The sequence below is a fragment of the Marinobacterium sedimentorum genome, from assembly GCF_024267675.1.
Lineage (GTDB): Bacteria > Pseudomonadota > Gammaproteobacteria > Pseudomonadales > Balneatricaceae > Marinobacterium_A > Marinobacterium_A sedimentorum.
The window spans coordinates 33,637-55,944 of the sequence record NZ_JALDYX010000017.1; the positions used below are offsets into that span (position 1 = coordinate 33,637).

A 22,308-nucleotide genomic window follows, 5' to 3' on the forward strand; every position below is an offset into this window, starting at 1 on the left:
ATAACAACGAGGAGGCTTACCTCTAATGGAAATGATCGAGTCCGTCATCGGAGAGATTAACAGCATTGTATGGGGCCCGCTGATGCTGGTTCTGATACTGGGCGTTGGCCTGTTCCTGTCCCTGGGACTGCGCCTGATGCCGATACTGAGGCTGGGTACCGGCTTCAAACTGTTGTGGCGGGGCCGCAAGGCTGCCAGCGGCGATGAAAATTCCGGCGAAATATCCCCCTTCCAGGCCCTGATGACCGCACTGTCGGCGACCGTGGGTACCGGTAATATCGCCGGTGTTGCCACCGCCGTCTTCCTCGGCGGTCCAGGCGCCCTCTTCTGGATGTGGATCACCGCCCTGGTCGGCATGGCCACCAAGTACGCCGAAGCCGTACTGGCCGTCAAATACCGTGAAGTAGACGAAGAAGGCAACCACGTCGGCGGCCCCATGTACTACATCAAGAACGGTCTTGGCAGCAAATGGGCCTGGCTGGGCATGGCCTTTGCCATCTTCGGTGCTATCGCGGGCTTTGGCATCGGTAACACTGTGCAGGCAAACTCGATCGCCAGCGTCATGGAATCCAACTTCGGCACGCCCACCTGGGTTACCGGCGTGATCGTGATGGTACTGGTGGGTGCGGTACTGATCGGCGGCATTCGTCGTATCGGCCATGTTGCGGGCGCCCTGGTACCCGTAATGGCGGTTTCCTACATACTGGCGGGCCTGGTGGTACTGTTCATCAACGCCGAGCAGATTCCCCACGCTCTGGACCTGATCTTCACCCACGCCTTCTCACCGGTTGCCGCTGAAGGTGGTTTTGCCGGCGCTGCTGTTTGGGCCGCCATCCGCTTTGGTGTTGCCCGCGGCATCTTCTCCAACGAAGCGGGCCTGGGTTCAGCGCCTATCGCCCACGCCGCGGCTCAGAACAAGAGCCCGGTACGCCAGGGCCTGGTCGCCATGCTGGGTACCTTTATCGACACCATCCTGATCTGCTCGATCACAGGTCTGGTTATCGTCACCTCCGGCACCTGGACTAGCGGCGAATCCGGTGCAGCCCTCACCTCCGCGGCCTTTGCCCAGGCGCTGCCGGGGCTTGGCAACTACCTGGTGGCCATTGCACTGGCGATCTTTGCCTTCACCACCATCATTGGCTGGTCCTTCTACGGCGAGCGCTGCGTTGAGTATATCTTTGGCGTCAAGGCCATTGGCCCCTACCGGGTCCTGTGGATTCTGGCGGTGCCGGCGGGTGCGGTACTGAGCCTGGACTTCATCTGGCTGGTAGCCGATACCCTCAACGCCTTTATGGCGATCCCCAACCTGATTGCCCTGCTGCTGCTCAGCCCGGTGGTATTTCAGGTGACCCGCGAGTTCTTTGCTGAAAACAAGGATCTCTGATCCGGCGTAAAAACCCGCGACTGAAGAAGCAAGACACAAAAAAGGACCGGCAATTGCCGGTCCTTTTTTATTTCCGCTGCACGCTCAGGTTAACGGTATGCCTTTGGCTGCCGTATGCGCAGCTACAACTCCAGACCCAGATCACCCACCGCAGGGCCATACTGCACCTGAACCCGTTGCGGCAACTCGGGATCGAAGCCGCAGATAAGCCGCATACCACCGCTGTCGACATAATATTCCAGCGTGCCTTCACGACGCGACCGCCAGCGCACATGGGTCAGTTCCTGCTCATCCCACAGCTTCCACCAGTTGGCATCCCACTGCGCGGCGCGACTGAAACCCGGCGCACAGTTGCGCTGGGCACGGGCTTCGTTTTGCTTGCCCCAGCACTCAAGGTCCTTACTGCACTGAATATCCTTAAGTCGCCCCGCCTTGGACGTCAGCTTCTTGATGCAGGCACTGACCACCAGCGGGTTCATGCTGCTGGCCTGACAGTCACGAATAGCCTGCTCACTGGCCGCCAGGGCCTGTGACGACAGGCCCCAGGCGCCGGCCAGCAACATAAACGGTAGCAATCCTTTCATCGATCGAATTCCTGAAGGTTTTCAGCAGTGTAGCCTAAGAGGCTGGGAATTTTCAGCCGCATTGCGCGCACCACAGGCAAAAAGCCGCAGCCACCAGCGCCTGCGGCTTTTCGCAATCCCGCCCACTGCCTATAATGGCGCCCTTCCTTGCAACGGCGGAGCATCTCACATCCATGCAGCGCATCGACATGATTCTGGTGGCACGGGCGCAGGCCGGTTCACGCACCCACGCCCAGCGCCTGATCAAAGACGGCCGGGTGCAGGTACAGCTCAACAGTGAGTGGCAGTCGGTCACCAAACCCGGCCTGAAGCTTGACGCCGATATCGAGCTGCGCGTCAGTCCTGACCCGCAGGATCGCTTCGTCTCCCGGGGCGCCCTCAAACTGCTCGGCGCGCTGGAACAGCTGCAGCTGGACCCGACCGGTCTGGTCGCCATTGATGTCGGTCAGTCGACCGGCGGCTTTACCGACTGCCTGCTGCAGCATGGCGCCGCGGCCGTCGTGGGTATCGAGGTAGGGCACGATCAGCTCGATGCGCGCCTGCGGGCCGACCCCCGCGTTACCTGCCTGGAAGGCGTCAACGCCAGAGCGTTGAGCGCAGAGCAACTGCTGCCATTGAGCCGTGATGGCGCAGGCTTTGATCTAGCAGTCATGGATGTGTCCTTTATTTCCCAGACCAAGATACTGCCGGCCCTGGCACCGCTGATCCGCGGTTCAGGTCGCCTGATCAGCCTGGTAAAGCCGCAGTTTGAAGTGGGCCCCGCCGGCATCGGCAAGGGCGGCATCGTGCGCGATGAAAGCCTTTACGCCGACGTCGAAGCGGACATTCGAGCACTGTGCGAAGCGCTGGGTCTTGGCGTGCAGCACTATATGCCAAGCCCCATTACCGGTGGCGACGGCAATCGCGAGTTTCTGCTGATCGCAATCCAGACCAGAACAGCCTGAGACCCTGGCCCAATCAGGCCTGGCACCCGTCCTGAGTCAGGCACCGATGGCGCAAGATCTGTATACTTGCCCCATTCATTACAGAGACAGATCCCATGGAACTGAAACGCACCCTGCCAACGGCCGTCGACAACGCCCTGGAATACCTGACAGAGGCTACCGGCCTGCCGAAGAAGCGCTTAAAGGATGCCATGAACAAGGGCGCCGTCTGGCTGATACGCGGCACCCACGAGCGTCGCCTGCGCCGCGCCAATAGCCCACTGAAGGCCGGCGACCGGATCGAACTCTATTACGACGAAGCCCTGCTGGAGCTCAAGCCTCCCCAGCTTAGCCCCATCGAAGACCGCATGGGCTATACCCTCTGGTACAAGACCGCTGGCGTGATGTCGCAGGGCACCCGCTATGGCGATCATATGGCGCTGCCGCGCATGGCAGAGCTGGCCTATGGCTACAAGCGGGAGATTTACACGGTACACCGGCTGGATCGCGAAACCCGCGGTCTGATACTGCTGGCGCATAATCGCAAGATGGCGGCGATACTGTCGAAACTGTTTCAGGATGGCGCGGTAGAAAAGGGTTACCAGGCTGTTGTGCTGGGAGAGGCACCACTGGAGGGGACTGTTGATCTGCCGCTGGACGACAAGGCCGCCATCACCCATTTCACGCGGCTGGAATATGACGCCGAGCGCAACACCAGCGTACTGGAGATTCGCATCGAACATGGCCGTACCCATCAGATTCGCCGCCACCTGGCCCATATTGGTCACCCGGTGATGGGGGATCCGCGTTACGGTGAGGGCAACAAGAACCGAGAGGGCCTGTTACTGGTCGCGCACCGGCTCAACTTTATCTGCCCCATGCGCCGCCAGCCCACCGAATTCCAGCTGCCCCAGCCGTTCGTCACTAAAGCCAACAGCTGAGCTGACGCCGGAGCTGGCGGGCTATTCGCCCACCAGCTGCTTCAGCTCCCAGCGGCCCTGTTCGGGTGCAATCAGGTTCTGCAACATCGGCAGCGCCTCCTTGAGTTCGCCCGGTAGCGTCCAGGGCGGATTGATCATGAAGAGGCCGCTGGATGTCATGCCGAAGTCCTCGGTATCAGGCCCCAGCCCCAGCTCCGCCTGCCACAGATTACGCACACCGGCATTCCTGAAACCACGCACCATCTCATCAATGCGCGCCCGCACCACCACCGGATACCAGATCAGGTAGGTGCCAATCGGGAAGCGCTTGTAGCCCTCGAGCACAGCCTTAAGCACCTGGCGGTAATCACCCTTGTTCTCGTAAGGCGGATCAATCAATACCAGCGCGCGCTTTGACGGCGGTGGCAACAGCGCCTTGAGGCTGACAAAGCCATCACTGCGCTCGACCCGCACCCGGCGATCAGTTGCGAAACGCTCGCTCAGCAGGCGATAGTCGCTGGGGTGCAGCTCAAACAGACGTAACGCGTCCTGCTGGCGCAGCAACTGCGCGGCCACCAGGGGCGAGCCGGGATAATGCTCCAGATCCCCCTTGGGATTGATCTGGCGCAACACCGCCATCAGCGGCGTCAGGGCATCGGGCAGAGGCTGCCCCCAAAGACGCCCTATACCCGCTTCAAACTCCGCGGTCTTTTTGGACATGGCGGCGCCCAGGTGATAGCCGCCGGCACCGGCGTGGGTATCCAGATACAGCAGCGGCGTATCCTTGGTGGTCATGTACTCAAGTGTGCGGGCAAGAACCAGGTGTTTCAGTACATCGGCATAGTTGCCGGCATGATAAGCATGACGATAGCTGAGCATCGGCTTTCCGGAGGCATTAAAAGTCGGGGGGCGCCAGCATACGCCGTCCCCCCGGGGGATTCCACTGTAAAACGGCTTAGTCTGCCGGTAGCGGCACAATCAGTACCGGGCGATCACTGTGATGCATCACGCGCTGGGCGCTGGACCCCATAAACATCTTCGCCAGCACAGAATGGGTGCGCGTGCCCATGACAATCATGTCGGCATCTATCTTCCGTGCCGCGGCGAGAATCTTCTCTTCGACATTGCCCTTTTCGATCAGCACCAGGGGTTTGCTGAGCGCCTCGGCCTTACCCGCAGGCACCTCTTCGGCCCAGAATGCCTCCACCCGCTGCATCATCTTGTTGCGCAGGTCTTCAATTCCGGTCTTGCGCAGTTGTGCCAGCACCTCGGGCTCGAAGTGGGTGTCGATCAGCGCCTCGGTTGACGGGCTCAGCACCTCAACCACATGCAAAAAAGTGATAGTGGCACCATGCTCAATCGCCAGTTTCACCGCCATGCGCAGTGCCGGCACCGAGTTTTCGCCCAGGTCCGATGCATACAGAATTTGCTTGATATCAGGTAGCATGATTCACGTCTCCTTTAGTTAAATGCCACAGCGCCTTTCTCCTCTATCCCCAGGCTCAGTACTGCGTATCGGGAATCTGCACCACCAGCCCATCGAGCTTTGGAGATACTTCGAGCTGACAACTGAGGCGGCTGTTGGCTTTGCGCTCCGCGGCCACGAATTCGAGCATTTCGAGTTCCTCCTCGCCAGGCTCATCCACCGCCCCGGACACCACATAGACATGGCAGGTTGCGCAGCTGCAGCCGCCACCGCACTGGGCCACGATGCCTTCAATCCCCTTGTCTATCGCGCCTTCCATCACGCTCCAGCCATCGGGTATCACCAGCTCCTGACGCTGCCCATCCGGTTCTATGTAGGTAATCCTCGCCATTGCCGTCCCCTTGCCTGTCGATATACCAAGTGTAGCCAGTGCAGCACACAGACGCGGGCATGCAAGCCACAACAGCCAGGGAATTGGCAACAAAATAACATCCTGCGTTGCACCTATAGCGCAGTTGCCTTAATATCCACCCCGCTCTTGGGGGAGTAATCTTCCGGTCGGCCGCGCCGACCAGAGTGGCTGTCAACATACTTGGGCCCCATGCCCATGGCAGTCACGTCCTGCGGGATTGATGAGACCTGAGACACGACAAGCTGCTCCTGGCGGGCCGGCTTGCTGTGTCTTGGTGTTTTCAATTCAAGCCCGCCCAGGAACATGCCCATGGAAGCCCTGCTAGCCTCTGCCTCTGCCGTCGCCATCGCCGAGATCGGTGACAAAACCCAGCTCCTTTCGCTTTTTCTCGCCTCGCGCTTTGTCCAGCGCAACGCCATCATTGCCGGCATCCTGCTCGCGACCCTGCTCAATCACGCCCTTTCCGCCTGGCTCGGCGTCTGGGTTGCCCACTGGATTCCCGCCACCTGGCTGCCCTGGATCATTGGGCTGAGCTTTATTGCCGTCGGCCTCTGGGTACTGATTCCCGACAAGGAAGACGACGAAAACGCCGGCGTACTGCGCTTTGGCGCCTTTATCGCCACCTGCGTACTGTTCTTTATTGCCGAAATTGGCGACAAGACCCAGATAGCGACCGTCATTCTGGCTGCGCGCTTTGACGATGCCACCTTCTGGGTCATCATCGGCACGACGCTCGGCATGATGCTGGCCAATGTCCCTGTGGTGTACGCCGGCGCCTGGCTGATGCAGCGCCTGCCACTGGCCTGGGCCCGGCGCGGCGCCTGCCTGTTATTTGCAGGCCTGGGTATCGCGGCCATACTGATGCAGTAGCATCCTTAGCCTGGCGAAGCCCTGCCCGGATGTGAAACCGACAGATTCGGGCAATAATTTACGAACAAAACATAAAAATTAACAAAAAAACGCAAAACAAACCCACGCTACACTTGTTATTTAATTAAATTTACGTAAATTAACACAACTAAGATTCATCCTGGTCTACGACCGTTGATCGGTAACCCTAATAAGAGGAGCCCGAGATGGCCAACATCTCAGATTCTGACGCCTGGAAATTTCTGCAACAGCACGCCGGAGAAATTGGCGACGTTCATCTGCGCGATCTGTTCGAGCAGGACCCGAACCGTTACGAAAAATATTCGATTCGAGTGCAGAATATCCTGCTGGATTACTCCAAAAATCCGGTCACGGACGAAACCATGCAGGGCCTGCTGGATCTTGCCAAAGCTGCCGGCGTTGAAAACTGGCGCGAGCGCATGTTCCACGGCGACCGTATCAACTCCACCGAAAACCGCGCCGTACTGCATACAGCCCTGCGTAACCGCACCAACACGCCTGTGTACCTCGATGGCGAAAATGTCATGGAAGTGGTCAACCACGAACTCGGCCGCATGAAAGCCTTTGTCGATTCGGTTCGCAAGGGCGAGTGGCGCGGCTATTCCGGCAAGCGCATCACCGATGTCGTCAACATCGGTGTCGGCGGTTCGGATCTGGGACCGCGCATGGTGACCCAGGCATTGCGCCGTTATGCCGATGACCGCATCAAGGTGCATTTCGTCTCCAACGTCGACGGCGTTGAAATTGCCAACGTGCTGCGCCCGCTCAACCCCGAGCGCGTCATGTTTGTGGTGGCCTCCAAGACCTTTACCACCAGCGAAACAATGACCAATGCCCAGACCGCACGCAACTGGCTGATGTCCTCCGCCTTTGACGAGCGTGCGGTAGGCAGCCACTTCGTGGCCGTATCCACTAACCACGAAGCGGTGAAAACCTTTGGTATCAAGCGTGAAAACACCTTCCAGATGTGGGACTGGGTCGGCGGTCGTTATTCGCTCTGGTCGGTCATAGGCCTGCCCATCGCGCTCTGCCTGGGCTTCAAACAGTTCGAAGCGCTGCTCACCGGCGCCCACGAAATGGACATCCATTTCCGGGATGCGCCCATGGAGAAGAACGCACCGGTACTGCTGGCACTGGTCGGCCTGTGGAACAGCACTTTCCTGGGCCGTCAGTCCCAGGCGATTCTGCCCTACGACTGGCCTCTGGCACGCTTCGCCGCCTATCTGCAGCAGGCCGATATGGAAAGTAACGGCAAGTCGGTCGACCATGACGGCAACCAGGTTCCCTACAGCACCGGTTCCATCATCTGGGGCTCTCTGGGCATCGATGGACAGCACGCATTTTATCAGTATCTGCACCAGAGCAAGACCGTGGTGCCGGCCGACTTCATCGGCTCAATTGAAAGCAGCACGCCCGTGCGCGGTCACCATGAAAACCTCATGGCCAACTTCTTCGCCCAGACCGAAGCCCTGATGAACGGCATCGACGAAGGCGAAGTACGCCGCGATCTGGAAGCCAAGGGCATGAAGCCGGACGCGATTGACGCGCTGATTCCCCACAAGGTGCACGCCGGCGATCGTCCGACCAACACCCTGCTGCTGGAACGCCTTGATCCCCGCACCCTGGGCGCTCTGATTGCACTGTACGAACACAAGATCTTCGTACAGGGCGTGATCTGGGATATCTGTTCCTTTGACCAGTGGGGCGTTGAACTTGGCAAGACCCTGGCCAAGCAGATACTGCCGGAACTGACCGGCGGTGCCGTATCGGACAAACATGACAGTTCGACCCGGCACCTGATCGAGTACTTCAACGAACAGCGCCGCAAGACCGCCGAAGAAGCAGGGCGCTGAGGCTCAGCCTCAGCCCACCCTGCCCCCCTGGAGAAAATCCGATGCAGCAGAAAGTGATTCAGATGCCGGCCCTCAAGCGCATTGCGCTGATTGCCCACGACAATATGAAGCACGAGTTGATTGACTGGTCACGCCAGAATCTGCAGCAACTGAGCCAGCACCGGCTGTTTGCCACCGGCACCACCGGCCTTATGCTAGAGCAGGAGTTGCAGCTGCAGATCAACAAACTGATCAGTGGCCCCCTGGGCGGTGATCAGCAGATCGGCGCCATGCTGGTTGATCAGCAGATCGACATGGTGATCTTCTTCTGGGACCCGTTCGAGCCCATGCCCCATGACCCGGACGTCAAGGCGCTGCTGCGCATTGCCGCGGTCTGGAATGTGCCTGTGGCCTGCAACCGCAGCACCGCGGACTTTGTGATCGGCTCAGCACTGATGAACCAGAGCCACGAATACCGGGTGCCGGACTACGACGCTTACATCAAGCAACGCATAGGCTAATGCCCTCGGTCACGCGAGCCTAAAAAGCCGGCAGCCCTCAGGGCTGTCGGCTTTCCACCTTATCCTGCTCACCTTCCTCCTGCACCGCCCGATACAACTCATCCGAGCTGTACTGCGAGCCTGGCTGAGGCACAAAGCGAGGCTTGCTCTGGGCCATGCCGCGCCGCGCACTCTGATACAGACTGAACAACGCCAGCATAAAGGCCACCGCGCCGTTAAACACAAACAGACCCGACGGCCCCAGGGCCGACATGGCAGTACCACTGAGAAAGGGCCCAAGGATGGCACCAATGCCAAAGCCTGCCAGCAAGGCCCCGGCGGTTTGCATGCGCCGCCCGGGATCGCCCCAGTCGTTGGCGTGGGCGCCCGCCAGGGAATAGAGCGTAAAGGCCAGACAGCCATAGCTGAAACTGCCGAGCAACAACCACTTCACCTCCACTTCCTGCATCACCAGCCAGGCCAGTGCCCCGCAGCACAGCGTGGTACCGGTGGACGCCAGGGCGATCACCTTGCGTCGCTCGATACGATCAGACAGACGCCCCAGGGGTATCTGCAGCACCAGGCCACCGAGAATGCCACAGGCCAGAAAGAGCGCGATTTCATCGGCCGAGAGGCCCGCATCCTGCGCCGACAGCGGCCCCATGGTATAGAAGGACGCATTGATCAGGCCGGCTGCCATGGCGCCGAAAAAGCCCACCGGAGAAGCCTTGAGCACCGGTGAAATGCGCAGCGGCCCGGGCGGTTCCGGCAGCGGTGCCACAGTGCGGGTCAGCAGCACCGGAATCAGCGAGACCGAAAATGTAATGGAGGCCAGCAGAAAGAGCCGGTAGCCCCCCGGGTCATCCAGCATGAGCAGCAGTTGCGCCGAGCCCGCCCCCAGATAATTGATAATCATGTAGATCGACAGCACGGCGCCGCGGTTATGATCCTCAGCCCTGGCATTGAGCCAGCTCTCGGTCACCACTATGAGCCCCGCCATGCTGAAGCCCGCAATCAGACGCAGCACAAACCAGAGCGAGGGCGACACCACCAGCATGTGCAGCAGCGGCGTAATGGAAATCAGCGACGCAAAGACCCCAAAGGCGCGGATATGGCCCACCTTGTTGACCACGCCGGCCGCATAGCGCGCCCCCAGAAACAGACCGATAAAATAGCTGCCCATCACAAGGCCGATCAGCTCGGTGGGAAAACCCTCCAGCCGGGTACGCAGGCTGAGCAGAGTGGTAAACATGCCGTTGGCCAGCAACAGCAATCCATAGCTGGCCAGCAGTGCGGTCAGCTGACGAATAGGCCCCATTGATCAAACATCCCTGGTCTGCAGTAAAAGACGCGGCACCCCTTTGGTGCACCGGTATCTTGGCCTGTTAGGCCCCGGGGCGCCAGCGCGACAAAGGCGTCCTAGCAGATTAATTGCGCCCAACCCCAGCGCAAAACGCTCGAACGCGAAAACGCCCGGACATTGCTGCCCGGGCGTTGATGTTTGCTATTAACCGGGCGGACAAATAGGTTCTCTACCTATTTGTCCGTCACGCCATAAAAACGGGCGCAGGTGCACGGACATGCTGATTTTTCTGGCGTTCGCACTGGCCTGCGGCCAGTGATGAAGCTTCCCTGCTTCATGTATTAACCTGCCGGGTTAATAACCGGCTCAGAGTCGGTCTAGAGCATAAAACCCAGCGCCAGGAATCCGATGGCCGAAACCACACCGCCGAGCATCGCATAGGGCAGCTGGGTAATGGCGTGACTCATGGGGCTGATACCACAGGCCTTGGCCGAGAGTACCGTGGAGTCGCCGTAAAAGCAGGCATGGGAACCGAAGGCGGACGCCGAGATCATGGCGCCCACCACCAGCGGAATATCGGCGTTAACGGCCAGCGCCAGCGGCAGGATGATCGGCATGCCCACCACGAAAATGCCCCAGAAGGATGCCGTGGCAAAAGCCAGCGCCGCCATCACCACGAAGGCCACCATGGGCAGCATTTCCGAGGTCATGAAGGTCGTCGTCGCATTGATCACGTATTCGGTGGTGCCCAGGGTATCGTTGACTTCCGCCAGCATGAAGCCGCAGAACAGCGTGCCCAGTGGCATGATCATGCCGACAAACCCCTTGAGAATGCCGTCGAACATCTGCCCGACACTCAGCAGCCGCTGCACGCCGAAGAATGCCAGGGTCACGAAGATCGACGCCATGGCACCGGACATGATGTCGATATCGAAATACCAGGTGAAGAAAATCAGCGACGCGATGGGCATGAAGAAATTCAGCGTATGGGATTTCTCCACACCGGCGTCCATCTCGACGTTATGCGGGATATCGGCGTCGCTTACCACCTGACCGGTGCTTTCTACCCGTTTCTCGGCGTCTTTCATTTTGCCCAGCAGCGGCAGCTTGCCGCTGATGGCCAGCATCACCACCGCCAGGCAGACCCAGGCATAGAGCATATAGGGAATGGAGCTGATGAACAGGTCAATACCCTGGCCTTCGGCTGCAACATTGTTTTCTTCCAGCAGGCCGGAGAAGAACACCGCCCAGGTCGAGAATGGCAGAATAATGCACACCGGCGCCGCCGTGGAATCCACCACGTAGGCGAGGAATTCCCGCGAGGTCTTGACCCGGTCCGTGGCCTTGCGCATCGAGGCGCCGATGGTCAGTGCATTGAGATAGTCATCGATAAAGATCACCAGACCCAGGGCCATGGTCGAGAACAGGGTGCCCTTTTTCGTGTGCACCTTGGTGGTCAGCCAGCGGCCGAAGGCTTCGGCGCCGCCCCCCATGGTCACCAGGGCGATCATGCTGCCCATCAGGCCGCAGGCGACAAAGATCCAGGCCACCGTCTCGTTCATGAAGACATCGAGGAAGGTACTGCCCAGCACCGGAATAAAGTCCGCCACCGAATTGGTCATGATCAGGCCCACCAGCACGCCGATAAACAGCGATTCGATGGTGCGCTTAGTATAGAGCGCGGTGGCGATCACCACGCCGGTCGGCAGCAGGCTGAGCATGCCGAAGTTGCCATCCGCACCATAGGTCTGGAAGCAGTAAAGTGCAAAGGCGATCACCGCCAGTGCGATGGCACCAACGGCAATGGGCTGACTCGTTCGCGCTGTGTTCAGGTTCATAGCCGCGTCAGTTGAAGTCGTCATCTGTGTCCCTCGTTATAGTTGTTTTTCGCCGCAACGGGAACGCGACACCAGACCCCGCTCACATCAGGGGCCTGCCGTCGACTTATTGCAACGATGATTTAGAGTGTGACTGCTACCCCGGATCAGGCCCTGGGCTGCTGCTGGGTAATGCAGTGAATATTGCCGCCGCCCAGCAGAATTTCCCGCGCGTCGACGCCAATGATCTCGCGCTCGGGGAAAAGCCCCTGCAGGATTTCACGGGCCTGGCCATCCAGGGCCTTGTCCAGCAGCGGAAACACCACCACTGAATTGCCGATATAGAAATTGATATAGGAGCCGGCCATGCGCTCGCCTTCGCTGCGCGGATGACTGCCTTCGCACAGGTCAACGCCCACGGCTTCGTCGGCACTCATGTACAGGGGCCCCGGCTGGGGCAGCTTGTGCACTTGGAGCCTGCGACCCTTGGCATCGGTGGCCTGGTTCAGCACCTCCAGGGCGGCGCGGGAAATCTCATACTGCGGATCGGCCGGATCATCGCACCAGTGCAGTGCCACCACGCCTGGCCGGACGAAGCAGGCGATATTGTCGACATGCCCGTTGGTCTCGTCGTTGAAGGTGCCCCGATCCAGCCAGATCACCTTGGATACATTGAGATAGTCGCCCAGCTGCGCCTCGATCTGTTCACGGCTGAGGTGCGGATTGCGGTTCGCATTGAGCAGACATTCTTCGGTGGTCAGCAGGGTGCCCTCGCCATCCACATGGATGGCGCCGCCTTCCAGCACAAAGGGTGCCCGAAAGCGCCGGTCGCCATTGATTTCACACAGCTTGCGGGCGACGCGATCATCCTTGTCCCAGGGGAAATACAGGCCGCCATTCAGGCCGCCCCAGGCATTGAACTGCCAGTCGATACCGGCCCGCTCGCCCGCATCGTTAATCACGAAGCTCGGCCCCATGTCCCGCATCCAGGCATCGTTGGAGCTGATCTCGACCACACGTATGTGCGGCGCCAGCATGGCACGGGCATTTTCGTACTGGCCATCGTTTACCGCCACAAACACCGTTTCGCTGCGCGAAATGGCGTCGGCCACTGCGGCAAAAGCCCGCTGGGCCGGCTTGGCGCCCAGACGCCAGACATCACCGCGCTGGGGCCAGAGCATCCAGCAGGCATCATGGGGTTCAAACTCGCCCGGCATCCGGAAACCCAGTGCTTTGGGGCTGAGGTTATCGTTCGTGTCACTCATCGCAGGCAACCTGTTTTCTTTGACTATAGATGCTCTAGAGGCCGGGCGAACACGCGCCCACCCGGCAAAGGACCAGGCTCTCACGCCTGATAATGGCCGTCTTCGATCAGGGACTCGACGGTGGCCAGAATGCTCTGACGCAAAATGCCCACCACCAGGTCCACTGTCTCGCGGCTCCAGATCAGCGGCGGTGACAGCACGTTCAGATGTGCGATGGGCCTTACGATCAGGCCGCGCTTCTGGCATTGCTCGGCGATGCGCTTGCCGACATTGGCTTCCATGGGCAACAGTGCCTTGGTCGCCTTGTCGGCCACGCTTTCGATGCACATCATGAAATGACTGCCACGCACATCACCGACGATGGGCAGGTCCAGCAGTGTCTTCAGCTGCTGCTCGAGGTAAGGGCCGACATCGCGCACATTGCCACAGATGTTTTCGCGCTCCATGATCTCGATGTTCTTCAGCGCGGCGGCGCAGGCCACCGGGTGCCCGGAATAGGTAAAACCGGTGCTGAACACGGCGCCTTCACGCTGCGGCTTGCTGATCACGGCGTAGATTTCATCGCTCAGCAGGGTTGCACCCAGCGGAATATAGCCCGAGGTCAGGCCCTTGGCGCAGTTGATGATATCCGGCTGAATGCCAAACACCGCTTCAGAAGCGAAGAAATGCCCCAGGCGCCCAAAGGCCGTCACTACCTCATCGGCGATATAGAGCATGCCGTGCTTCTTGCAGACGTCATACATGCGCCCGTGATACCCCTCTGGCGCCACCAGCACGCCACCGGCACCCATGATCGGCTCGGCGATAAAGGCCGCAACCTTGTCGGCACCGCCGAGCTGACGGATGCTGCTCTCGAAATCCTCGACCAGATAATCGCAGTACTGGGCTTCTGTCATGCCGTCGGGGCGGCGATAGCAGTTGGCCTCGGCCACGTGGTGGACGAACTGGTCGGCGGTATCAAAGCCCCAGTTATTGCTTTCGATACCGGTCAGGGTCGAGGACACATAGGTGGTACCGTGGTAGCCGTTTTTACGCGAGATAATGATTTTCTTATCGTGCTGACCCAGCTGGTTGAAATAGTAATGCACGATACGGATGGTTGTATCATTGGCCACCGAACCGCCACAGCTGTAAAACACATGATTCAGATTCGACGGCGCCAGTTCGGCCAGTTTGGCGGACAATTCAATCGCCGGCACGTTGGAGAGATTATTAAACGGCGAATAATAGGCCATGCGCTCGGCCTGCTCGGCCATGACCTGGCCCATTTCCCGGCGGCCATGGCCAATATTGACGCACCAGAGCCCGGCGATACCGTCGAGGTATTTATTACCCTTGCCATCGAAAACATATTCGCCGCGGCTTTCGGTAATAATATCGCAGCCTTCTTTTTCGAAAACCGAGAAATCAGTAAAGGGATGGATAAAGTGCGCCTTATCCTGTTCCCACAATTTGTTAATATCATGTGCCATGCGAATTGCCTCGCGGTGTTCTGCGTTATAAAGTTAACCAACAGACCCTAAGGTACTACCGGAGCAAAAACTCCATCTATACCCCCGAAGAGATATGCACAGTGCTATGAATAAAATCGGCCTTGGTGTTCCACCCTCACAAAGCTGGCACAAAGACCTGGCACGGCTGATTGATCATATTCGCATGCGCAATTTCCCTGAGGTGCTGAACGACTGCCTGCAGAGCCTGGTCAGCTTCGACACCCTGCTGATCGCCACCTACAAGCACACCTTCAAGCCCATAGTCGTGCTGAGCAATCACCCGCAGCGCATGGGCCCTGCGCTGAATCGCTACGTCGATCAGCTCTACCTGCTGGATCCGCTTTTCAACGCCATGCAGCAGGGTCTGGCGGGGGGTGTCTACCGGTTGCGGGAAATCGCGCCGGACTGCTTCGAGAGCAGCGAGTACTACCGCAGCTGCTATCACGAGTTCGATCTGGTGGATGAAATTATTCTGGTGATACCACTGGAAAACGACGTCAGTTTTACGCTGTCGCTGGGGCGAAAATCGAGCCTGGGCTCCATTACCCGGGCCGAACGCAACACCCTGAGCCAGATTTTTCCGGTCATAAGCGCACTGGTACACCAGTTCTGGCTGGCCCAGTCATCGGACTATGTGCACAACGAGGAGTCCCGCGATGCCATGGAATACGCCCTCTCGACCTTCGGCAGCGGTGTGCTGACCAAGCGCGAGCAGGAGATCACCGGCCTGATACTCAAGGGCCACTCATCCAAGGCCATCGCCGATCTGCTGGATATCAGTGCCGGCACCGTGAAGGTACACCGCAAGAACATCCACGCGCGTCTGAACACCTCAACTCAGTCAGAATTATTCTCGATGTTCCTCGGCCACCTCACGAGCCTGGCGGGAAGCTGACTGGATATATACGAAAATGGCAGGAAAAGGCTGGAATGCAAATAGGGCGCTGCCTTGAGGTAGCGCCCTTTTTCGATCCCGGCAAAAGGCTCTGCTTACAGACGAATCCAGATGGTTTTGAGCTCGGTGTATTTTTCCAGCGCATGCAGCGACTTGTCGCGACCATTGCCCGAGCCCTTGACGCCACCAAAGGCCACGCTCTGGTCGCCATCGCCCCAGCCATTGACCCACACCATGCCGCTTTGAATCCGCCTGCTGACGCGATGGGCGCGCTTCAGATTCGAGGTCCAGACGCAGGCACCCAATCCATAAACACTGTCGTTGGCCAGGCGCACGGCATCGTCCTCGGTGTCAAATTCGCACAGCGCCAGCACAGGGCCGAAGATCTCCTCGCGAACAAAGGTCATGCCATTGTGGGCATCGCTGATCAGCGTGGGCTGGGCATAAAAGCCCTCACCGGCGCGATGCTCGCGTACGCCCCCCAGCACCAGAGTGCCGCCCTCCTCCAGACCCGAGGCAATATAACGGTTGACGTTTTCAAGCTGGGCGGCATCCACCAGCGGTCCCATGGTGGTTGCAGGGTCCAGCGGGTCACCCGGCCGGTAGGTCTTGGCCGCCTCCTGCAGTGCCGCCAGAAAGGCGTCCTTGATGCCCTTCTGCACATAGAGCCTCGAGGCTGCGATGCAGACTTCGCCCTGGTTGGAATAGATCGCCGCCGCCGCATTGGCCGCCACTTCGCCAATGTCCTCGCAGTCGTCAAAAATGATATTCGGCGACTTGCCGCCGGCCTCAAGCCAGACACGCTTGAGGTTGGACTGCCCGGCATACTCCATCAGCATGCCGGCCACCCGGGTGGAACCGGTGAACACCAGCACATCCACATCCATGTGCAGCGCCAGCGCCTTGCCGGCGGTATGGCCATAGCCCGGCAGTACGTTGAGCACGCCATCGGGCAGGCCCGCTTCCTTGGCCAGCTGAGCCAGGCGCAGTACGCTCAGGGGTGACTTTTCCGACGGTTTGAGAACCACCGAATTGCCCGCCGCCAGTGCCGGCGCCAGCTTCCAGGTCGCCATCATCAACGGATAGTTCCAGGGTACGATGGCGCCGACGACTCCGATGGGCTCGCGGCTCATCAGCGCCAGGGCATCATTGCCGGTGGGCGCAATTTCACCGTAGATCTTGTCCACAGCTTCTGCGGTCCAGCGCCAGCAACCGATGCTGGAGGGCAGATCCAGACCGGTGGATTCACGTATCGACTTGCCCATATCCAGCGTATCGAGCAACGCCATTTCATCCTGATGCTGCTCGATCAGATCAGCCAGCCGTAACAGCACCTGCTTGCGCTGCTCGGGCGAGCGTTCGGACCAATCGCCGCTGGCAAAGGCGGCACGGGCACTGCGCACAGCGACATCGACATCGGCGGTGTCGCAGGCGGCGATCTCGGCCAGGGTCTGCTCAGTGGCAGGATTAATAGTCGCGAAAGTCTCGCCGCTGATGGCCGGGACAAAACGTCCATCAATCCAGGCCTGATTGCAGAACGCGAGATCCGCGGCCTGCGCCTTCCAGTCGTCATAGCTCTTGTTCGCCATAGTCTTACCCGCTGCTGTTCTGGCTAGTGTTGCGTCCAGTCTACGCGGGACACCGCCGCGGCTGAATATCCCATGGGGGGTATATACCGCCGCACTGGCCCCAGATCTGGAGCACCCTGCAGAACCGAAGCCAGCTACCCCCACAGGGGTATGGAGTCCGTCGTGCAAGACGCCGATACTGTAGCCACATCTGACAACGACGGGGCTCGGCAGGCACTGGCTGCACGCCGGCGATTGGCTCATTTTGTTGTCAGCTGTGCTCATTACCCTGTTTGTAGCATTCCTTGTAAGCTTCTGGCCGCCGCTTGGCGGCCATTTTTTTATGCCGCATTTACTCCGACTTAAAAGCTTTTGACTGGTTAACGGGTGATTGAGGAATGAGCAGCGATGATTACTTGATGCACATCGGCGATAGCAGCTATCCCCCAGTGGGTATATCGAGGCTATGGCCTTGTTACTTACATTGCATCATCAGCACTGCGTTTTAACAGCACGCATTACGCATTTTTCGGCCACATTCAAGCGGGAGCCAGTCGATGCCCATACACACAATTAATGCCCAGCGACTCTGGGGAAGCCTGATGGAAATGGGCGAGATCGGTGCCACCGACGCCGGCGGCTGCTGCCGCCTTGCCCTCACCGAACTCGATCGCCAGGGCCGGGACCTCTTCGTGCGCTGGTGCAAGGAGGCCGGTTGCGACATTCATGTCGATCGCATCGGCAATATCTATGCACGACGTCCCGGCACCGACCCCGAAGCCCTGCCCATCAGCACCGGCAGTCACCTCGATACCCAGCCTACCGGTGGCAAGTTCGATGGCATCTACGGCTGTCTGGCCGGGCTTGAGGTCATTCGCGCCCTGAACGATCACAAGATTCAGACCCGCCGCCCGGTGGAAGTGGTGATCTGGACCAACGAGGAAGGTTCGCGCTTCGCCCCTGCCATGGTGGCGTCGGGTGTCTACAGCGGTAAATTCAGCCTCGATTACGCCCTCAACCAGACCGATGCCCAGGGCATTCGCTTAGGGGATGCCCTCAAGTCCATCGGCTACGACGGTGACCTGGAGGTGGGCGCACGCAGGTTCGCCAAATTCTTTGAACTGCATATCGAACAGGGGCCGGTGCTGGAACGGGAAAATGATCAGATAGGCGTGGTCACAGGTGTGCTCGGCATGCGCTGGTACGATGTCAGCGTCAAGGGCGTGTCGGCCCACGCCGGCCCCACTCCCATGAGCTATCGCCGTGATGCCCTGGGCGCCAGTGCCCGCATGATCAGTGCGCTGATCGATATGGCAGCAGAGCGGGTCGGGGAAGATGGCCGCTGCACCATCGGCGAGCTCAGCATTCCAAAGGCTTCACGCAACGTGATTCCGGGGGACCTTAACTTTACCCTGGATCTGCGCAACGCCAGCCTTGCGGGCCTGGAGGCCATGGAACAGCAGGCCCGCAGCCTGATTGACCGCATCGCCACAGACGCTCAGGTGGAAGTAACACTCGAGTGCATCTGGGACTCGCCCCCCACGGTGTTTGATGCCAACTGCATCGAGGCGGTGGAGCGCGTGGTCGCCGACAGTGGCTGCAGCTACCGCCGCATGACCAGCGGCGCTGGCCACGATGCCGTCAATATCAGCGCGGTGGCACCCACATCAATGATTTTCGTACCCTCAGTAGGCGGTATCAGCCATAACGAGAGCGAATATTCGACCCCTGAGCAGATCGCCAGCGGCGCCCGTATCCTGTACTCGGTAATGAAGAACGAAGCCCAGTGCACCTGATATCGGCGCCCCTAGTTTAGAGTATTCTTCAACCAGAGTCTGAGCCAGAGCCCGAGAGGACTCTGGCTTTTTTACGCATCCAGACCTGTTTTTTGGAAATCATTTCCATTTTTAACCGGCAACACAATTGCGCTGCCTGGGCGCGGCGGTTAGGCTATCGACCGCCCTGCCTCTGCCGCACAAGGATGCCCAGGTCATGACACCCCTAGATTACCTCCTGCTGGTTCTGGCCGGCTACTTTGCCGGCGTGCTCAACACCATCGCCGGTGGCGGCAGTTTTCTCACCTTTCCGGCCCTGGTCTACGCCGGCATCCCGCCCATTGCCGCCAATGCCACCAGTGCTGTGGCCGTATTGCCGGGCTATCTTGGCGGCACCCTTGGCTTCAAGCGCGAACTGCAAACCCTGGATCGCATCATGCTGCTGCGCCTCAGCCTGCTGGGCCTGGCCGGCGGCATCACCGGCGCCCTGCTGCTGCTGATCACCCCGGCGGCCGTATTCGATATCGCCGTGCCCTTTCTGCTGCTCGGCGCCACCCTGCTGTTCGCCTTCGGCAACCGTCTGATGTCGCTGCTGCGCCGTTCCGGACGGCCGCTGCCGATGGCCCCCGGCCTGCTGGTGGTAGCCATTTATGGCGGCTACTTTAACGGCGGCCTGGGCATCATGCTGCTGGCACAGTTCGCCGCCGCCGGCATGCAGGAACTCAATCTGATGAACGGCCTGAAGAACCTGCTGTCCTTCGTGCTGTCGTCCATCTCGGTGGTCGCCTTTGCCGTCGCCGGCATCGTTGAATGGCAGCCAGCGCTGATCATGATGCTGGCTGCAACCCTGGGTGGCTACAGCGGTGCCGGTATCGCCCGCGCCCTGCCGGTGCGCGTGGTACGCGGCATCGTAATCGGCGTTGGCCTGGTGATGACGCTGGTATTTCTGCTGCGCTAAAGGATCATCGGCACCCTTGCAGTACGCCGCCTGGCTGCCTCAGAAATTCACCCAGCGGGCGCCGTTATCGGCCGACTCCACGCAGCACTCCAGCATTCGAACACCCTCAACGCCGGCCGCGATATCAGGATACCAAAGGGCTTCCAGCGTCGCCTGATCGTCGTGATCCGCCGCGGCCATTGCCAGCCCAAACCGATGGTACAGGTTGGCCCAGGACTCGAAGAAGCCCTCGGCATGACCGCCACCGATACGATTGGTGGCGATACCCGGCACCTCGTTGTACAGATAGCCCATGCCCCGATCCAGCAGCTGCGCCGGCTGCCCCTGGACCTCGTAGCGCAGCTGATTGGGGTGTTCATCCCACCATTCGATACTGGCTTTTTCACCCACCACGCGGATCTTCTGCTGGTGCATGGAACCGGCATTGATGGCGCTGGCCCAGAGTGTGCCGACAGCGCCGTTTTTGAACTGCAGCATGACATGGGCGTTATCTTCCAGTGGCGCGCGACTTTGCACGAAGCTCTGGCGCATGCAGCACAGCCGCTCCACTTCACAGCCTGTCAGCATGCCGGCCAGAAACCAGGTGTGGGTGCCCAGATCCCCCAGGACGAAGCTGGGGCCGGACACCGCCGGATTCATGCGCCACTGGGCACCGGAACTGTGCTTTTCGATCGCCTCACTGTGAAAGCCGTGGGCGAACTGCATGTTGATCACGCGAATGGCCCCCAGATCGCCACGCCTGATCATCTCCCTGGCCTGGTGCAGCATCGGAAAACCCGCATAGCCATACATCACGCCAAAGACCTTTTTTGCCGCCTGCGCCCGTCGTTGCAGATCCCGTGCCTCGTCGGCGGTAAAGGTCACCGGCTTTTCACAGATCACATGCAGCCCGGCGTCCAGCGCCGCCTTGCTGATGGCGTAGTGCGTAGCGTTGGGCGTGGCGATGGACACAGCCTGAATGCCATCGGCCCGCTTGGCTTCCTGGCTGAACATGGAGGCATAATCGGCGTAGCAGCGTTCAGGAGCCAGCCCCAGCCGGGTGCCAAAGTCACGGCATCGCTGCGGATCTATATCAAAGGCCCCGGCCACCAGCTGAAACAGGCCATCGCGCTGGGCACCTGCCCGATGGGCATGACCGATCTCACTGCCACGGCCGCCACCGACCATGGCCCAGCGAATGGGTGATTCAAAACGCATCTCTTCATTGAACATCAGCCTGCTCCGGTTTTTATCATTGGAAACATGTTGCTTGCTGATCAGGATGCTAACATTGAGGCTTGGGCCAAATAGCGCATAAACACCTCAAAAACACCTCAAATAACGAGACGCGAGAATCCGATACGCCAATGAAACCCGCCTTTGCCCTCAAACAGATCGCCGCCCAGGCCGGGGTCAGCCTGGCCACTGTTGACCGGGTGGTCAACCAGCGCCCCGGCGTGCGTCTGCAAACCGTGCAGTGGGTGCAGCAGGCAGTGCAGGAACTGGAGCAGCAGGCGGGGCTTGTGGGCTTCAGGGGCAGAAGTTTCTATATAGACGTGATTATTCAGGCGCCCGAGCGCTTCACCAGCGCCGTGCAGCAGGCTATCCACCGCGCTCTGCCGCTGCTGCAACCGCTGCGCATCCGGCCACGCTTTCACCTGCACGAAGACCTGGAGGTGCAGCCACTGGTCAGCATGATCCAGGGCTGTGCCCGGCGCGGCTCCCAGGGGCTGATACTGAAAGGCCCCGATGAGCCGGCGGTTAACGAGGCGGTACAACAACTGACCGAGGCCGGCATCCCGGTCGTTACCCTGGTGTCGGACCTGCCCCACAGCGGTCGCTGCGCCTATATCGGCATGGACGACCGCGCCGCCGGGCGTACCGCCGCCCATCTGATGCAGCAGTGGCTGCAGGATCAGCACAGCACCATCGCCGTGAATGTCAGCAATCAGCGCTTTCGCGGTGAGGAAGAACGCGAGATGGGGTTTCGGCAGCTACTGCGCGAGCAGGCGCCTAACATGCGGATTACTGAAATTGTCGGCGGTCTCGGTATTCATGGCACCACTTACGCCCGCACCCGCCAGTGCCTGCAACAGGACGCCAGCATCAGTGCCGTGTACAGTGCCGGCGGCGCCAATCGCGCCATTCTTGATGCCTTTGCCGCCGAGCAACGGGACCTGCGTCTGTTTATCGGCCACGACCTGGATAGAGACAACCGCGCCCTGCTGCTGGAGCGGCGCATCGATGCCATCATCGATCATGATCTTGCGCAGGACGCCCACCGTGCCTTTGTGTATTTGCTGCAACAGCATGGCGTGGTACCGGCGGGCAGTAGCGAGACCCGCTCGCGCATCAACATCGTCACAGCCTACAACCTTTAGGC

The 22,308-nt window shown here is 59.8% G+C and carries 20 protein-coding genes; 10 read left to right on the forward strand and 10 right to left on the reverse strand.

The features are described 5' to 3' along the window. Positions 1 to 25: 25 nt before the first annotated feature. Complete coding sequence (locus MRS74_RS14585; RefSeq protein ID WP_254581007.1) at positions 26 to 1,384, forward strand: alanine/glycine:cation symporter family protein; 1,359 nt, start codon at positions 26 to 28, stop codon at positions 1,382 to 1,384. 122 nt (positions 1,385 to 1,506) lie between these two features. Here the strand turns inward: MRS74_RS14585 and MRS74_RS14590 are convergent, their stop codons facing one another. Further along, positions 1,507 to 1,968: a hypothetical protein gene (locus MRS74_RS14590; RefSeq protein ID WP_254581008.1), complete on the reverse strand. Its 462-nt coding sequence runs from the start codon at positions 1,966 to 1,968 to the stop codon at positions 1,507 to 1,509. 173 nt (positions 1,969 to 2,141) lie between these two features. On the opposite strand from MRS74_RS14590, the gene MRS74_RS14595 reads away from it, so the two are divergent. Together MRS74_RS14595 and MRS74_RS14600 are read left to right on the forward strand one after the other, a co-directional pair. Continuing rightward, entirely contained in the window at positions 2,142 to 2,912 is a 771-nt protein-coding gene (locus tag MRS74_RS14595) for a TlyA family RNA methyltransferase (protein ID WP_254581009.1), read from the forward strand. A 95-nt stretch (positions 2,913 to 3,007) separates the two neighbouring features. Then, positions 3,008 to 3,832, forward strand: coding sequence for an RluA family pseudouridine synthase (locus MRS74_RS14600; RefSeq protein WP_254581010.1), 825 nt, complete (start codon positions 3,008 to 3,010; stop codon positions 3,830 to 3,832). A 21-nt stretch (positions 3,833 to 3,853) separates the two neighbouring features. On the opposite strand, the gene MRS74_RS14605 is transcribed toward MRS74_RS14600, so the two are convergent. The 3 genes from MRS74_RS14605 to MRS74_RS14615 all read right to left on the reverse strand — a co-directional run bounded on the left by MRS74_RS14605 (position 3,854) and on the right by MRS74_RS14615 (position 5,628). Further along, positions 3,854 to 4,690 carry a 23S rRNA (adenine(2030)-N(6))-methyltransferase RlmJ gene (locus MRS74_RS14605; protein WP_254581011.1) on the reverse strand — a complete coding sequence of 279 codons (837 nt, stop codon included), beginning with the start codon at positions 4,688 to 4,690 and terminating at the stop codon, positions 3,854 to 3,856. Positions 4,691 to 4,766: 76 nt separating this feature from the next. After that, a complete protein-coding gene (locus MRS74_RS14610; protein WP_254581012.1) occupies positions 4,767 to 5,258 on the reverse strand; it encodes a universal stress protein in 492 nt (163 codons plus the stop codon). A 55-nt stretch (positions 5,259 to 5,313) separates the two neighbouring features. Further along, positions 5,314 to 5,628: a 2Fe-2S iron-sulfur cluster-binding protein gene (locus tag MRS74_RS14615; protein ID WP_254581013.1), complete on the reverse strand. Its 315-nt coding sequence runs from the start codon at positions 5,626 to 5,628 to the stop codon at positions 5,314 to 5,316. Positions 5,629 to 5,958: 330 nt separating this feature from the next. Between MRS74_RS14615 and MRS74_RS14620 the strand changes: the two genes are divergently transcribed. The 3 genes from MRS74_RS14620 (at position 5,959) to MRS74_RS14630 (ending at position 8,893) form a co-directional block, all read left to right on the forward strand. Then, positions 5,959 to 6,519: a TMEM165/GDT1 family protein gene (locus MRS74_RS14620; protein WP_254581014.1), complete on the forward strand. Its 561-nt coding sequence runs from the start codon at positions 5,959 to 5,961 to the stop codon at positions 6,517 to 6,519. 206 nt (positions 6,520 to 6,725) lie between these two features. Next, positions 6,726 to 8,393, forward strand: a complete 1,668-nt coding sequence (gene pgi, locus MRS74_RS14625) for a glucose-6-phosphate isomerase (protein ID WP_254581015.1) — start codon at positions 6,726 to 6,728, stop codon at positions 8,391 to 8,393. A gap of 41 nt (positions 8,394 to 8,434) precedes the next feature. Next, positions 8,435 to 8,893, forward strand: coding sequence for a methylglyoxal synthase (locus MRS74_RS14630; RefSeq protein ID WP_254581016.1), 459 nt, complete (start codon positions 8,435 to 8,437; stop codon positions 8,891 to 8,893). Between the two features lie 37 nt (positions 8,894 to 8,930). On the opposite strand, the gene MRS74_RS14635 is transcribed toward MRS74_RS14630, so the two are convergent. The 4 genes from MRS74_RS14635 to MRS74_RS14650 all read right to left on the reverse strand — a co-directional run bounded on the left by MRS74_RS14635 (position 8,931) and on the right by MRS74_RS14650 (position 14,729). Continuing rightward, entirely contained in the window at positions 8,931 to 10,190 is a 1,260-nt protein-coding gene (locus MRS74_RS14635; protein WP_254581017.1) for an MFS transporter, read from the reverse strand. 362 nt (positions 10,191 to 10,552) lie between these two features. Continuing rightward, complete coding sequence (locus tag MRS74_RS14640; protein ID WP_254581018.1) at positions 10,553 to 12,037, reverse strand: Na+/H+ antiporter NhaC family protein; 1,485 nt, start codon at positions 12,035 to 12,037, stop codon at positions 10,553 to 10,555. A 122-nt stretch (positions 12,038 to 12,159) separates the two neighbouring features. Next, positions 12,160 to 13,257, reverse strand: a complete 1,098-nt coding sequence (gene aguA, locus MRS74_RS14645) for an agmatine deiminase (RefSeq protein ID WP_254581019.1) — start codon at positions 13,255 to 13,257, stop codon at positions 12,160 to 12,162. Positions 13,258 to 13,337: 80 nt separating this feature from the next. Next, positions 13,338 to 14,729, reverse strand: coding sequence for an aminotransferase (locus MRS74_RS14650; RefSeq protein ID WP_254581020.1), 1,392 nt, complete (start codon positions 14,727 to 14,729; stop codon positions 13,338 to 13,340). A 106-nt stretch (positions 14,730 to 14,835) separates the two neighbouring features. Here MRS74_RS14650 and MRS74_RS14655 point away from each other — a divergent pair, with 106 nt between their 5' ends. After that, a complete protein-coding gene (locus tag MRS74_RS14655; protein ID WP_254581021.1) occupies positions 14,836 to 15,645 on the forward strand; it encodes a helix-turn-helix domain-containing protein in 810 nt (269 codons plus the stop codon). A gap of 95 nt (positions 15,646 to 15,740) precedes the next feature. On the opposite strand, the gene MRS74_RS14660 is transcribed toward MRS74_RS14655, so the two are convergent. After that, a complete protein-coding gene (locus MRS74_RS14660) occupies positions 15,741 to 17,234 on the reverse strand; it encodes an aldehyde dehydrogenase (protein WP_254581022.1) in 1,494 nt (497 codons plus the stop codon). Between the two features lie 536 nt (positions 17,235 to 17,770). Between MRS74_RS14660 and MRS74_RS14665 the strand changes: the two genes are divergently transcribed. Continuing rightward, positions 17,771 to 19,009: a Zn-dependent hydrolase gene (locus MRS74_RS14665; protein WP_254581023.1), complete on the forward strand. Its 1,239-nt coding sequence runs from the start codon at positions 17,771 to 17,773 to the stop codon at positions 19,007 to 19,009. 196 nt (positions 19,010 to 19,205) lie between these two features. Beyond that, complete coding sequence (locus tag MRS74_RS14670; RefSeq protein ID WP_254581024.1) at positions 19,206 to 19,946, forward strand: sulfite exporter TauE/SafE family protein; 741 nt, start codon at positions 19,206 to 19,208, stop codon at positions 19,944 to 19,946. 39 nt (positions 19,947 to 19,985) lie between these two features. Here MRS74_RS14670 and MRS74_RS14675 read toward each other — a convergent pair whose 3' ends face one another. Beyond that, on the reverse strand, positions 19,986 to 21,158 hold the full coding sequence (locus tag MRS74_RS14675) for a Gfo/Idh/MocA family protein (protein ID WP_254581025.1): 1,173 nt from the start codon (positions 21,156 to 21,158) through the stop codon (positions 19,986 to 19,988). Positions 21,159 to 21,292: 134 nt separating this feature from the next. On the opposite strand from MRS74_RS14675, the gene MRS74_RS14680 reads away from it, so the two are divergent. Beyond that, the gene (locus MRS74_RS14680; protein WP_254581026.1) at positions 21,293 to 22,306 is read left to right on the forward strand and encodes a LacI family DNA-binding transcriptional regulator; all 1,014 of its coding nucleotides are present in this window, start codon (positions 21,293 to 21,295) and stop codon (positions 22,304 to 22,306) included. The last annotated feature ends 2 nt before the right edge of the window (positions 22,307 to 22,308 follow it).